A 14,425-nucleotide genomic window follows, 5' to 3' on the forward strand; every position below is an offset into this window, starting at 1 on the left:
AATCATAGATTAAATTCGTTCTGCATATCTTGTATAAACAAATTATACAGGGGTTTCTATGAAAGATTATATCGAAGAGCGTGCCGCTGCGATCGCGAATTATATTATTGAAGAAAATGCAACAGTGCGGCAGACTGCGAAAAAATTTGGGGTAAGTAAAAGTACGGTACATAAAGATGTAACTGATCGTTTGCTTCAAATTAATCCTGCGCTTGCAGTGAGTGCAAGAAAAGTTCTGGATCAGAATAAATCAGAGCGTCATATTCGGGGAGGAATGGCGACGAGGGAAAAATATCTGCACATTGCGCATAGATATTAACCGTTTCGGAAGGCATTGTAAAAATATAATTTCTAGAGAGGGGTATTAGAAAATCATCTTCCTTAACACAATTATGGATGATATAGATTATTTGTGAGAAGGGAGATGATTTTATGTCAGGCTACATACTTTTAAGAAGAGGAAGTTCCAAAGTCATTTAAATCTTCTTTCAGATAATGAATCGCGTCCTCCAGGCGTTTTTGGCGGATTGCGTCTAAAATTAAATCGTGATATTTCATATCAGCCGGGATATTATAGTGGCTCCATTTATTCCAGTGTAATTGTGCATAGGCGCGCCATAACATATTCATACAGCTTTTCAGCTGAGCACAGGCATAGTCGTTGCCGCCGAGAGAAAGCAGTGCAATGTGAAAATCCATATTATAAATCCAATGCTCCATGACATCCTCAGTATTTTTGCTGCAGAGAGAAGAGAGCTCATCAAGATGCAAAAGCTGTTTTTCAGTGATAGTGTCGAAGCAGAGGCGCAGCATTCCGGTTTCAAGTACCATTCGATATTCTAACATTTTTTGTATGTCCTCGGAGGTGAGTGCGATCACTTGGTAACCACACCTTGGAATGTTTTTTAAAACGCCCTCGTGGCAGAGGGCAGTCAAAGCTTCACGGATTGGTGACTTGCTGTAACCGTATTTTTGAATTAGTGAAGTCTCTGTGATAATTTCATTTGCACGGTATTCAGAGGAATAAATGCTGTTCAATACCGAATCATATACAATTTCTTTTAAATTCTTTTTGCTCATAATGCTCAAGTCCTTTGTTTTGAATAAATAGTCTTAATGAGATTCCATCCTTATCCATGAATAAATTGGAGAAATAGATCGTGCTATAAAACCTTGTGTTTGCAGTAAGAAATTATATCATGAATCACACAGAACAAAAAGAGAGAAGTAAATATTTATCAGAGATGATTGTATTTTATTTTGAGAAAGGATTCTTGATTGACGATTAATCATATTAGTGATATTATCAGAAGAAAGAGCTGGTATGACTACTGATATGATTTATATCAGTACAAGGCAGAAAAAACGAATGAGAAGGTAGAAACAGGAAAAATCACAGTTAGAAAAGAGGATGGAAATGAACCAGGAATTGTATCAGAAGTATGTAGAAATTTTGAAAAGCGAGCTTGTTCCGGCGTTGGGCTGTACAGAACCGATCGCTCTGGCGTATGCAGCAGCGGTGGCGAGAAAGGAGCTGGGACAGTTTCCAGAGAAAGTGGAAGTGTTATGCAGCGGAAATATTATTAAAAATGTAAAAGGGGTAAAGGTTCCAAATTCCGGAGGAATGAAAGGCGTAGAGGCTGCGGTTATCTTAGGAATTGTCGGAGGAAAGGCAGATCGAGAACTAGAAGTTTTACAGAGTATTTCTGAAGAAGACCGGGAAAAGACACGGCAGCTTTTTAAAGAGGGATACTGTGAGTGTAAATTAAAAGAAGGGACTGCAAACCTTTATATTGAAGTGAGGGTATGGGCATCAGGCGAAGAGACGGCAGTTAGAATTGAACATGCACATACAAACATTACAAGAATTGAGCATAATCAAAAAGTGGTATATGAGAATGAAGAAAAATTTACAGCACATGAGCTGGATAAATCTTGTCTGAATATCAAAGATATTACGGCTTTTGCAAATGAAGTGGAGATTGCGGATGTGAAAGATGTCCTGATGAGACAGATTGAATACAATTATGCGATTTCAGAGGAAGGCCTTCAAAATACATGGGGAGCTCAGATTGGAAAGATTATCAGGGAAGAAGAAGGAGATCAGCTGAAGTGGAAAATGATTTCCAGGGCAGCGGCAGGATCCGATGCTAGAATGAGTGGCTGCTCTCTTCCGGTGATTATCAATGCAGGTTCTGGAAATCAAGGAATGACTTGTTCTCTTCCGGTTGTCGAGTATGCCAAAGAAAAGGGGAAGACAGAAGAAGAACTTTTGAGAGCATTGTGCGTTTCCAACTTGATTGCTCAGGATCAAAAGAGGTATATTGGTGCTCTTTCGGCTTATTGTGGAGTGGTATGTGCAGCGGCAGGAGCAGGCGCGGCAATCACATATTTATGTGGGGGAGATGAAGAACAGATTGAAAATACCGTGATCAATACGATTGCAAATATTGGAGGGATGGTCTGTGACGGTGCGAAGCCAAGCTGTGCGGCAAAGATTTCCTCTGCGCTTCAGTCAGCAATTTTAGGACATGAGATGGCAATGAGAGGTATCCGCTTTGAAGCCGGAGATGGAATTGTCATGGAGAATGCGGAAGATACTGTAAAGGCGGTCGGCTATATGGGAAAAAATGGAATGAAACAGACAGATGTGGAGATTTTGAACCTGATGATCGGAAAGACAAAACTTTCATAAGAAACAGCAGGGGGAATAGAAAAGTACTTTCAGAAGTGGATTAGGAATACCTATTGTGACTACAGTAGAGATTCCTTTTCCGCTTCTTTTTATCAGAGGAAGAAAAGAGCGTCAAGACAGAGAACTATATGTAATGCAAATGGAAGATGCAGGGAAAAGAGAGGGGAAAATTAGGGAAGAGAAAAAGAGCCTTGTCTGTTATTTTTTTCGGACGTATAATAAAATAGTCAGATGGATATCTGATAAAACACAAGGGGCGGCAGAGAGAGGCGCTGTACTTTGTGGATTGTCAGAATCAGGTTGGGTGTTGCAAGAGATAAATCGGGACTATGACAATACATATGGCAGGAGGAGATGAGAGATGAAAATAAGTAAAGAAAGGCAGTTGTTTGATAATAGAGCGCTGGTTGCGTTGATCATTCCGCTGATTATCGAACAATTTTTAGCTGTTCTCGTAGGGATGGCAGATTCTATTATGGTGGCGAGTGTCGGGGAGGCGGCAGTGTCTGGCGTATCCTTGGTTGATAATATCGTTGTACTGCTTATCAATATTTTTTCGGCTTTGGCAACTGGTGGGGCTGTTGTCGCAGGTCAGTATCTTGGAAGGAAGAGGGAGGAAGAAGCTTGTAAATCTGCGGGACAGCTTGTGTGGTTTGTCACAATCAGTGCGGTGGGAGTGACAGCGATTGTATATCTATGCAAGAGTTTTATTTTACACGGTGTATTTGGAAAAATAGAGGCAGATGTTATGGAGCATGCCAATACGTATCTGCTGATCGTAACTGCATCCATTCCGTTTATTGCTCTTTATAATGGAGGAGCCGCTATTTTCCGTGCAATGGGTGATTCGAAAATACCCATGATCGTGTCCATGATCATGAACGTGATCAATGTGAGTGGAAATGCAATTTTAATTTATGGCTTCCACTGCGGAACAGAAGGTGTGGCAATTCCTACACTGGTTTCCAGAGCAGTTGCAGCGATTCTGATCACCATTCTTTTATGTAATTCCAAGAGGGTGCTGCACTTGGAAAAAACATTCCGCTATCGGTTTGATGGTGCGATGGTTAAAAATATCTTAAAGATCGGTGTTCCGAATGGACTGGAGAACAGTATGTTCCAGTTGGGGAAAATTCTTGTATTGAGTCTGGTATCTACTTTTGGAACATATGCTATTGCGGCGAATGCGGTTTCAAATGCAGTGGCAATGTTCCAGATTCTTCCGGGAATCTCAATTAATCTAGCAATCATTACTGTTATCTCAAGGTGTGTTGGAGCAAGGGATTATGAGCAGGTAAAATATTACACAAGAAAACTGCATATTATCACTTATGCATGGATGATCGTTGAAAATATTATTATTGCTCTGCTGATTCCTACTATTTTAAAGGTATATCATTTATCAGATCTCACAGCACAGACAACGGAGCAGATTCTTTTGTTCCATGCAGTTGCAGTTGTGACGATTTGGCCATTATCATTTTCGCTTCCATGTACACTCCGTGCAGCAGGAGATGTCCAGTACACAATGTATATGTCGATCTTTTCCATGTGGATCTTCCGGATTGCGTTTAGCTATGTCCTTGGAAAGTACATGGGACTAGGCGTATTTGGAATCTGGGTTGCAATGGTCATCGACTGGATTTTCCGCGCCATCTGCTTTGTGATTCGATATCTGGGTGGAAAATGGAAGCATAAGGTGACAGTATAAAATGGCAAATACATGTAGGATTGATACAAAAGAAGTAGATTTTTTGGAAAAATATGGAAGAAAAGAAGAAATGCAAAAGGAAAGTGATAGTTTAACTTGTAAAACAGCAAAACCTACTTTATAATAATGACATTGGCAACAGAACATCACAGACAGTTTGCAGGAAAAAGAGCAACTGCAGGGAACTGACAGGCATGCAAATCAGGAAATCTTATAGCTAAGAATACTGAAAGAAGTGCGTGTCAGAATTGTTATCAAGAGAAATGAAAAAATGCAAGGAGGAAACATAGTGAAAAATGAAACAGTCATCGTTCTTGACTTTGGCGGGCAATACAATCAGCTGATTGCAAGACGTGTAAGAGAATGTAATGTATACTGTGAAATCTATTCTTACAAAAAAGATATAGAAGAAATAAAAGCAATGAATCCAAAGGGAATTATCCTGACTGGAGGACCGAACAGCGCATACGAAGCAGATTCACCGACATATTCCACAGAGTTATTTGAACTGGGGATTCCGGTTCTTGGTATCTGCTACGGATCTCAGTTGATGATGCATTTGCTGGGCGGACATGTATGTAAGGCACCAGTTCGCGAGTATGGAAAAATCGAAGTGAATGTAGATACGACATCGAAATTATTTAAAGATGTATCTGAAAAGACGATTTGCTGGATGAGTCATAACGATTACATCGAGCAGGCAGCACCAGATTTCAAAATCTCAGCCTATACAGCAGACTGTCCGGTAGCGGCAGTTGAAAATGAAGAGAAAGGACTCTACGCAGTGCAGTTCCATCCGGAAGTACTTCATACACAGGAAGGAACAAAAATGCTGTCCAACTTCGTATACAATGTATGTGGATGCTCCGGAGACTGGAAGATGGATTCTTTCGTAGAATCATCTATTCAGGCAATCCGCGAAAGAGTTGGAAATGGAAAAGTTCTCTGCGCACTTTCCGGTGGAGTAGACTCTTCTGTAGCAGCAGTAATGCTCTCCAAAGCAGTCGGAGAACAGCTGACATGCGTATTTGTAGACCACGGTCTTCTTCGTAAAAATGAAGGTGATGAAGTAGAAGCGGTTTTCGGACCAGAAGGAAACTACGACCTGAACTTTATCCGTGTTAACGCACAAGAACGTTTCTATGAGAAACTAAAAGGTGTAGAAGAGCCGGAAAGCAAGCGTAAGATCATCGGAGAAGAATTTATCCGTGTATTTGAAGAAGAAGCAAAGAAAATCGGAGCGGTTGATTTCTTAGTACAGGGAACTATTTATCCAGACGTAGTAGAGAGCGGACTTGGCGGAGAATCTGCTGTGATCAAATCTCACCACAATGTAGGAGGACTTCCTGAGTATGTAGATTTCAAAGAAATCATCGAGCCACTTCGCGATTTATTCAAAGATGAAGTACGTAAAGCAGGACTGGAATTAGGAATTCCAGAATATCTCGTATACAGACAGCCATTCCCGGGACCGGGACTTGGAATCCGTATCATCGGAGAAGTAAATGCTGAGAAAGTAAAAATCGTTCAGGATGCAGACGCAATCTACCGTGAAGAGATTGCCAATGCCGGACTTGACCGCAGCATCGGACAGTATTTTGCAGGTCTCACAAACATGCGAAGCGTTGGGGTTATGGGAGATGAGAGAACTTATGACTACGCAGTAGCGCTCAGAGCTGTAAATACAGTTGATTTCATGACTGCAGAAGCAGCAGAGATTCCTTACGAAGTACTGAATAAGGTAATGAACAGAATTATCAATGAAGTCAGAGGCGTTAACAGAGTCATGTACGATCTGACAAGTAAGCCACCGGGAACGATTGAGTTTGAATAGTACGCGGTAGGCTAAAAAGCCTTTATTTACGGGCTTTGTCGGCATCGATGACTCTGGATTGCATTATTATTGCATTTTTATATTTTCCTGTGATACGACGCAGTAAACTGGTTATGTGTATAATCAGCGATGCTTTCGGTAGCAGGAGTGAAGTTAATAACTCCGCCTAACAGTTTGGCAACCTCAAAGTTGCTGTTAGGATATAGATGTCCATAGGTCCCTAAAGTTGTCTGGATTTTTTCGTGTCCCAGACGGTCTTTGACGATCAATGGATTCACCCCCATGCTGATTAAAAGTGCTACATGTGAATGTCTTAATGCATGGATTTTAATGCGGTGAACACCGGCAAGCCCTGCCAGCTTTTCCAGGGCTCTTGGCAGGGTATGCTTGCTGGTGGGAATCCCACTATAGCTCAGTACAAAATTACAGTCTTTCAGAACTTTCTTCTGCACTTCCCTCCAATCTTTCAGTTCCCTTATGGTATCTTCATCAAGCACAACGGTCCTGATGCTGGCAGATGTTTTGGGATCTACAAATTTGTATTCATTCATAGATTTGTAATATAACGTTTTTGTCACGCTGAGTAATCCGCTTTCAAAATCGATGTCATCCCACTGTAATGCAGCAGCCTCTCCAATTCGTAATCCTGTTGTGAACAGGAGCCAGAAACAGATAAACAAATAATGTTCGTAGTAATCTCCTTTGTATAAAAGAGAAATTACTTTCTGGAATTCTTCCAATGTCCAAAAATCCACTTTTACTTTCTTATATTTAATATTGCCGACCATACGTGCGGGATTTTTCTTGGCAAGGCCGAGGATGATTGCACGGTCAAATGCCAGAGAAAGCATACCTTGTATAATTCGTACATAATTAGGACTGTAGTCTTTTGCCAGTTTTAGCTGCCAGGTTTGTACATGAATCGGTTCTATTTCGTTTACCTTTTTCCGATAAAAAAATTTAAAGTGTTTTTCGATAGTATTTAAACGGTTTCTATAGGTACTCTCTTTGACTTGTGTTTTATACCATGGAAGATAAATTTCTTCAATAAATTGTTTAAATGAGGGTTGCTTCTTTTCCATTGCCAGTTCATCTTCAGCAGCGATGATGAGTTTGGAATATTCTGCACGGGCCTCTTTTTTTGTAGAGAAACCACTTCGATATTTCTGAATCTGCTTTCCAGTTACAGAATCATAGCCCAGATTTGCTCTGAAATAGTAAGTTCCATTGTTTGCCCTTTTAATTGGATCCTTTGCCATAAAAATTCCTCCTTTGCATAAACACACAAGAAGTACTATTGGTTTTGTTCGTCTGGCAATTTAATCCCCAGAATTTCTTCAACGGCTTCTTTGGGTACCCTGTCTAATTTTCTTGACTGGTAATAAGTATGTCCACGTTCAATCATAAGAATTTTGGCCTGTCTTATAATGTCTGAAGAGAAAGATGGACCATACCCCAGTGCAATCAGATCTTTTTTTGTAACAGTAATCATATACCTCCCTTCTATGAACAGGGTAATCATAATACCTGTTCATTATTATAACAAATTTTGAGTAATTGTGTAGGCAGAATGACTTCTTGCTGAAAAATAAAAGTATCTTATCAGGAAACCGTTTCCTATGCCTTGTTTCAGGCACGTAGAAGGCGTTACTATGTAAACATCAAGCAGCAGGTGTGCAATTATGCGACACTATCTACAACACCTATATACATTTCCAGATAAGGTATGAAGTTATCAAGGTACAAAGGCGTAAGACTTAGTTTTGTCTTAGCAATTTCATTAAGTAATTAACTGAGATTTTTTCAGATTGAACAGATTATGTACTTTTTATTAAAAATTTTTCTATAAACTTGAAAAAAGAGAGGTGGGATACGTGATATTTCAATATTTTAATTGAAGTCATATATGCAAAGCATAGTATTTAAGAACATACAATATATTGTGCATGAAGATTGACATATACTATATCATGTGCTACTATACTGCTATAGTTAATTTTATGCGTACCCATAGGGGGAGTTTTGGATTTGTATAAATCCGAAGACTCAAGGAGAGCAGTAAGGCTGCTTATTCCGCATAAGTTGTTTATGATTGTATAAAGTGTCACTATCTGTCCTTATGGGGCAATAGCGGCACTTTTGTTTTTTCGGTAATATTATCAGGGATATGAGAATGGATAGCGGAGGAATACTTCTCTTTTCATTCTTTTTTTATGCCCAAATGAAAGGCAGGATTGCCACAATCAGCTTTGGCTGTTTATGGATAAATAAATTTAAGAAAGGTGGTACACACATGAAAGAAACAAAGATTTATGCAGATGAGTTTTGCACTACATTTGCAAGCACAACGGAGATGCTGGAATTTCTGGCTGAGAGGGCAAAGCAGTCCAAGTGGATTCGAAAGCCTACCAGGATGCTAAAACTGGTTCCATTGGAAAAGGAGGCAGAAACCATTGAAGAAGCCTGTGAAAAAGAACTGGAAGGAATAGTAGAGGATACAGAAAAGAATACCCAGTTGGTATTAAAAGTGAACAAGGATTTTTATCCGGTTCGTGACTGTGCTATTCATACAATTCTGAAAAGAGCCGGCATTAATGGAACAGGATTAAAGAAACTGGAGAAAGCTACTTATGCAAAGGTAGTAAACTACTGTCTTCAGGTAGCGAAAGGAGATGCCTTAATCAAGGTGGCAGATGGAAAAGTATCTGCAGTACATGGCGGTGATGATCATGATTACTGTGTACTGGATATGCAGACAATCTTCAATATGACAAGTGATTATCTGAAAGCACATTTTAAGGGAAGTACTTATCTGGAGGGATCTGGAAGTTTTGACCATTCCATTGTGTCCGCTATGTGGACTTTAGGAGGAAATCAGGAACTTTTGGATACTTATCACCAGGCTTTGGAGGATCATGGAATTGAGGATAAGAGCCTTGCTCCTGCACTGCGCCTGACTACTTCTGATGTAGCAGTAAGTGGTGTGAATCTGTATCCCATGATGCTCTCACAAACCAGTAACCGTGTCATTAACCTGGGCAGTCCTATCAAACTGTCACATGATAGAGGGGCGACCTTACAGGATTTCCGGAATAATCTGGACAAAATTTTTTCCCGTTATCAGGAAGCAGTTAAAGGAATTGTTGGTTTGATGGATATAGATATCCAAAACCCTGTAAACTGTCTGCATCTGATTATGAAGGAACTCAAAATCAATCAGAAAATTCGAAATGAAGTAGTAGATCTTTTTGTGGGACAATATGGGGAAGAACCATGCACAGCTCATGATCTTTATTTTGCCATGCACGAAGCTGCTTTCTTTGCTGCTTGTGAAGGATTTTCTGCACCACGGATTTTAAAATTGGAAGAAGATATTGCAAAAACACTGGCCTTTGACTGGAAAGGGTTTGATGTATATGGAACGATTAAATTATAAGGAGGAAATGAGATGAATACAGCATTAAATTATCAGCCGGAAGTTCTTGTTGATACAGCAGATTTGAGCCGAGAAGATTGGTTGGATTACCGGCGTCTTGGTATTGGTGGAAGCGATGCAGCGGCAATCATGGGCTTATCCCCATTTGCGACAATCAGGGATTTGTATTTCGATAAAATTGGTGTTACGCCAGTAATCGAAGAAGAGGAAGAAAACTGGGTAGCGAAAGAAGTGGGACACCGCCTGGAAGATTTGGTTGCCATGATTTTTGCCAAGAAGACTGGACTTGAAGTTTTCCCTGTACGAAAAATGTTCCGGCATCCGCTATATCCGTTTATGTTAGCGGATGTGGATTACTTTATCCGTTTTCCAGATGGCAGCATTGGGATTTTGGAATGTAAAACCTGTAATTACAATGCAAAAGACAAATGGGCAGATGATGGGATTCCTGAAAACTATGTTTTGCAGGTTCGTCATTATCTTGCAGTCATGAATATGAATAAGGCATATATTGCTTGCCTTTATGGAAACAATGAAGATGAATTTGTTTACCGGTGTCTGGAACGAGATAGAATGGAGGAAGAAGAACTCATTGACCAGGAGAAATACTTCTGGGAGGAATATGTGGAGAAGAAAATAGAACCACCGTATTCCGGAAAGCCAGATCTCATTTTGGCTAGTATCCGGAAATATAATGGTTACGCAGACAAATCAATTCCTGAAATCAGCATATCTAGCTTGGAATCACGCAGTCTTGAAAAATATCTCAAATTATCTGAAGAAAAATCCCAATTGGAAAAGAGAAAAAAGGAGATTGAAGCGGAACAACGTGCATTGAGTGTACCGTTTGTCGAGCTTCTTGGACAAGGGTGTAAGGCAGTGATCGAGGATGGGAGTTTCCGTTACCGGATTACTTATAATCCTACGATACGCACCCAGATTGGAAAAGAAAATATGGAGAAGCTGAAAAATCAGCATCCGGATATCTACGAAGAATACACAAGCACTACAGAAAGCAGGATTTTCCGGATTAAAAAGGAGGTTGCATAATGTTACAAGGAAAAAAGGCATATATCTGTTCTCCGCTGTCTGCCCGGAATCCAGAGGGAGTGCAGCATAATATGGAATTGGCAAAATATTATCTCATGCAGATGAAACGGCTGTATCATTGCCGTACTTTTGCTTCGCACGCCCATCTTCCGTTAATGTTGGATGACCGCATACCGGAAGAACGTGAGACTGCAATGCAGATTGGACTTTTAATGCTGGATTTATGTGGAGCATTGATTATTTGTGGCTCACAGATTAGTGGGGGAATGAAAAGTGAGATTCAGACAGCATTTGAGAAAGGGAAGGATGTTTATTGGTATGATTCCAAGATGAAACCAGGCGAATTAATGAAAGTAGAGAACTGGGGGCGCATAGAAGATGAGATGCAAATATATACGTAAGATTTTTCAAAATGAGGAAAACGGGTATACGGTTGCATTATTTTCCACGCTGGACCTTGAGGTTCCTCTCTCGGCCAGAGATAAATTTTGGGCAGACAAAAAAATCATTGCGTTTACTGCCAAAGGATATGATCTACCTCTTACGGATGAAATCGAAATCGAGATGGAAGGCGAGTGGGAAACAAGTTCCTATGGGACACAATACAAGGTAGAAACTTTTTTGGAAGTTGTACCTAGAACAAGGGAAGGTATCTTAGGATACCTTTCTTGTGGTTCTTTAAAAGGGATTGGTCCCAAAACTGCAGAACGGATTGTGGATCGTTTTGGGCTGGATACCTTGGAGGTGATGGAAAAGTATCCACAAGAATTATTAAAAATTCAGGGGATATCTCAGAAAAAATTAGACCGTATTGTGGATTCTTTTGGAAAAAACAAAGTATTCCGGGAACTGATGACTTTTTTATCACCGTTTCATGTTACGCCTAAAAAAGCAAATATGATTCTCCAAAAGTTTCGGGATCAATCCGTAGAGATTATTCGTAAGCAGCCCTACATTCTCTGTTCAGTTAAAGGATTTGGTTTTCTCACGGTGGATGCCATTGCAAGGCAGTGTTGTGCTGCAGCAAATGATCCTATGCGTATTTCCGGCTGTATCAGCTATGTGTTGCGGGAAGCCATGAAGCAGAATGGACATTTATATCTGGAGCAAGAAATACTGGTAAAAGATGCTTTGAAGGTTCTGAATAAAGAACCGGATCTTCAGCCGGTGACGAAAACAGAGATCTTAAATGTGCTGTATCGTCTGGCAATGCAGGACAGTATCGTTGTAGAAGAAAATAGAATTTACATTACTAAACAGTATCAGGAGGAAGAAGATACAGCCTCTATGATTGCCAGAAAATTGCATGAGCGAATTCCAGTTTTTACGATTGAAAAGGAACTGGAGGAAGCACAGGAGGATTTAAACATAACATTATCCGAACAGCAGAAAGAAGCAGTGCGTATGGTTTTTGCAAACCCGATCTGCATTATTACTGGAGGACCTGGAACCGGAAAAACAACGGTTTTGAAGGTCATTTTGTATATTTATCAGAAAAAATGCGGGAATGAAGTCAAACTGATGGCACCGACTGGACGTGCTGCAAGGCGAATGGCAGAGAGTACTGGAAATGGAGATGCAACTACTATGCACATGGCACTGGGGCTTTTTGGTGACGGTGATTATGAAGCACTTACGGATGAGCTATCCGCAGATTTTATTAATGCGGATGAGGTATCTATGGTAGATATGCACCTTGCCTATGAATTTTTTTACAAAGTAAAGGCAGGAGCCAGGGTGCTTTTGGTTGGGGATGTCCATCAGCTTCCTTCTGTAGGAGCTGGGGATGTGTTCCGGCAGCTTATCCTGTGCGGAAAAATACCGGTTACTGTTTTAAATCTGGTATATCGTCAGGGCAAGGACAGTAATATCCCCATAAATGCTCAACTTATCAATGAAGGAAAGACAAACCTGCAATGGGGGGATGATTTCCAGATGGTTGAATGTTCAGGAGCAGATGAGGCGGCACAAATCGTTAAGAAGATCTATCTCAAGGAAATCCAGATGTATGGTATGGAGCAGGTACAGATACTCTCTCCATACAAAGTGAGAAGTGCAGCCGGTGTCTTAGAATTGAACCGCAGTCTGCAGGATGAGGTAAATCCCCCTGTATCCGGGAAAAGGGAGCTTCATCTTGGCGGTGAGATATTCCGGGAAGGTGACAGAATCCTTCAAAACAAGAATACGGAATTTGCCAGTAACGGAGATTTGGGTACACTGGTACAGATTGCTGAAGATGAGGACAATAACCCTTTGGTAAAAATTGTATTTACAGATGGCCGCAGGGTGAAGTATGAGGCAGAGCAGGTGGAAATGATGGAACATGCAAACGCCATAACCATACACAAAAGCCAAGGAAGCGAGTGCCAGGTGGTCATCATTCCGTGGTTAAAAGCTTTTTATCCTATGCTGAAGCGGAACATCTTTTATACAGGAATCACTAGGGCAAAAAAGCGAGTTTATATTGTTGGGGAATGGAAAGCCGTTTGTCAGGCAATCCACACAGATGATACGGGAACCAGAAAGACGATGCTGGCAGTAAAAATACAACAGTATTATGAACGGTATCAGAGACAGGAAAACAGACGGATCCCTACAACAGTTTGTAATAGAGCTGTGTAAAAAATAGAAAAATGGTTCAATGTTGAGAATTGGCAGGTTATTACTTTATAAAGGGATGTCCTGCTGGTTCCAAAGAAAGGAGCAGGCAATGAGCGAATTATTATATAACAAGTCAAAAGCAGTAGAAGAACTGAATAAAGTGGAAGGATTTTATCCTCTGGAACTTGCCAGGGTTATTTCTAATGAGGGGCAGGAGGAACAACGGTATCTGGATGTGAAATATCGGAAGCTGTGGTTCCGTCTGGTAAACCCTACAGGTAAGATTATCAGCCGGATTGTGCATTTTACAGAAAATATGGCAGTTGTAGAAGCCAGAATTTATCTGGATAAGTGTGATCAGGAAGATAATTATATTGCCAATTCCTTTTCGCAGAAATTTCGCACAGCAGATACACAGTTTGGCGATAAATTTCTTGAAATGGCAGAAACAGCAGCGATTGGGAGAGCTTTGGCAGATGCGGGATATGGTCTGCAATTTGCTGATGTAGGGGAAGGAAATGATCCGATGCAGGTAGATGCAGGAATTCCTGTAAATCCGGGAACACCGATGCAGGCTGCAATGCCAGCACAACCCCCGGCCCCTGGAATGCAGCAGATTCCCAATCAGCCGGCAGGGACAAACCCATCATTTTCGCCTCAAGCAACTCTGGGACAGCAGATGATGGAACAGTTTTATCAAGAAGCGCAAGCCAATGGAAATACAATTGGCGGGGCAACAGGTACAGGACAGATGACAAATCCGGTAATGAGTCCGGCAACTGGAGCCGTACCAATTATGCAACAGATACCATCGGAGCCACAGTCTCTGGATCCCAATATGCCAGTGGAAGAACTGGTGAAATGGATGAGTTATGAGCAGGCAATACAGGTAGCAGTAACCGGCCAGGGAAAATTCAGTGGCAAAACTATGGGACAGGTTGCAATGGAAAGTCCTTCCAGTTTGCAATGGTTCGCAGAACAGTATCATGGACAGAACCATTTCATACCGGCAGCAGCCAGAGTAATTCTTGCAAAGGCATAGCAAATAGCCGGTTCATCATTCTTTCCACAGCCTTTACCGGCTGTGGGAGAAAGGAG

Annotated in this window: 13 protein-coding genes; 10 read left to right on the top strand and 3 right to left on the bottom strand. The window is 40.9% G+C overall.

Annotation, left to right across the window (positions count from 1 at the left end; all coding sequences use genetic code 11):
* The first annotated feature begins 58 nt into the window (after positions 1–58).
* Complete coding sequence (spoIIID, locus tag ACGG81_RS01975) at positions 59–319, top strand: sporulation transcriptional regulator SpoIIID (protein WP_016441111.1); 261 nt, start codon at positions 59–61, stop codon at positions 317–319.
* A gap of 131 nt (positions 320–450) precedes the next feature.
* Here spoIIID and ACGG81_RS01980 read toward each other — a convergent pair whose 3' ends face one another.
* A complete protein-coding gene (locus ACGG81_RS01980; RefSeq protein WP_117578161.1) occupies positions 451–1,080 on the bottom strand; it encodes a GntR family transcriptional regulator in 630 nt (209 codons plus the stop codon).
* Positions 1,081–1,417: 337 nt separating this feature from the next.
* Here ACGG81_RS01980 and ACGG81_RS01985 point away from each other — a divergent pair, with 337 nt between their 5' ends.
* The 4 genes from ACGG81_RS01985 to guaA all read left to right on the top strand — a co-directional run bounded on the left by ACGG81_RS01985 (position 1,418) and on the right by guaA (position 6,240).
* Entirely contained in the window at positions 1,418–2,695 is a 1,278-nt protein-coding gene (locus tag ACGG81_RS01985) for a serine dehydratase subunit alpha family protein (RefSeq protein WP_390109234.1), read from the top strand.
* Positions 2,696–3,056: 361 nt separating this feature from the next.
* A complete protein-coding gene (locus ACGG81_RS01990) occupies positions 3,057–4,406 on the top strand; it encodes an MATE family efflux transporter (protein ID WP_390109237.1) in 1,350 nt (449 codons plus the stop codon).
* 1 nt (position 4,407) lies between these two features.
* On the top strand, positions 4,408–4,530 hold the full coding sequence (locus tag ACGG81_RS01995; RefSeq protein WP_016439638.1) for a hypothetical protein: 123 nt from the start codon (positions 4,408–4,410) through the stop codon (positions 4,528–4,530).
* Between the two features lie 165 nt (positions 4,531–4,695).
* The gene (gene guaA / locus ACGG81_RS02000; protein ID WP_008976837.1) at positions 4,696–6,240 is read left to right on the top strand and encodes a glutamine-hydrolyzing GMP synthase; all 1,545 of its coding nucleotides are present in this window, start codon (positions 4,696–4,698) and stop codon (positions 6,238–6,240) included.
* 77 nt (positions 6,241–6,317) lie between these two features.
* Here guaA and ACGG81_RS02005 read toward each other — a convergent pair whose 3' ends face one another.
* Together ACGG81_RS02005 and ACGG81_RS02010 are read right to left on the bottom strand one after the other, a co-directional pair.
* A complete protein-coding gene (locus ACGG81_RS02005) occupies positions 6,318–7,499 on the bottom strand; it encodes a site-specific integrase (RefSeq protein WP_004223860.1) in 1,182 nt (393 codons plus the stop codon).
* Between the two features lie 35 nt (positions 7,500–7,534).
* Entirely contained in the window at positions 7,535–7,732 is a 198-nt protein-coding gene (locus ACGG81_RS02010) for a DUF3173 domain-containing protein (RefSeq protein ID WP_005342226.1), read from the bottom strand.
* Positions 7,733–8,533: 801 nt separating this feature from the next.
* Between ACGG81_RS02010 and ACGG81_RS02015 the strand changes: the two genes are divergently transcribed.
* The 5 genes from ACGG81_RS02015 (at position 8,534) to ACGG81_RS02035 (ending at position 14,369) form a co-directional block, all read left to right on the top strand.
* Complete coding sequence (locus tag ACGG81_RS02015) at positions 8,534–9,676, top strand: hypothetical protein (protein ID WP_005342227.1); 1,143 nt, start codon at positions 8,534–8,536, stop codon at positions 9,674–9,676.
* A 12-nt stretch (positions 9,677–9,688) separates the two neighbouring features.
* The gene (locus ACGG81_RS02020) at positions 9,689–10,726 is read left to right on the top strand and encodes a lambda-exonuclease family protein (protein WP_316381615.1); all 1,038 of its coding nucleotides are present in this window, start codon (positions 9,689–9,691) and stop codon (positions 10,724–10,726) included.
* Positions 10,726–11,127 carry a hypothetical protein gene (locus tag ACGG81_RS02025; protein ID WP_390109244.1) on the top strand — a complete coding sequence of 134 codons (402 nt, stop codon included), beginning with the start codon at positions 10,726–10,728 and terminating at the stop codon, positions 11,125–11,127. The genes ACGG81_RS02020 and ACGG81_RS02025 overlap by 1 nt, the downstream gene beginning before the upstream one ends.
* The gene (locus ACGG81_RS02030) at positions 11,105–13,348 is read left to right on the top strand and encodes an ATP-dependent RecD-like DNA helicase (RefSeq protein ID WP_390109247.1); all 2,244 of its coding nucleotides are present in this window, start codon (positions 11,105–11,107) and stop codon (positions 13,346–13,348) included. The genes ACGG81_RS02025 and ACGG81_RS02030 overlap by 23 nt, the downstream gene beginning before the upstream one ends.
* 88 nt (positions 13,349–13,436) lie before the next feature.
* Positions 13,437–14,369, top strand: a complete 933-nt coding sequence (locus ACGG81_RS02035; protein ID WP_294463307.1) for a hypothetical protein — start codon at positions 13,437–13,439, stop codon at positions 14,367–14,369.
* Positions 14,370–14,425: the final 56 nt, after the last annotated feature.

Source organism: Faecalimonas umbilicata (genome assembly GCF_042846195.1).
GTDB lineage: Bacteria > Bacillota > Clostridia > Lachnospirales > Lachnospiraceae > Faecalimonas > Faecalimonas umbilicata.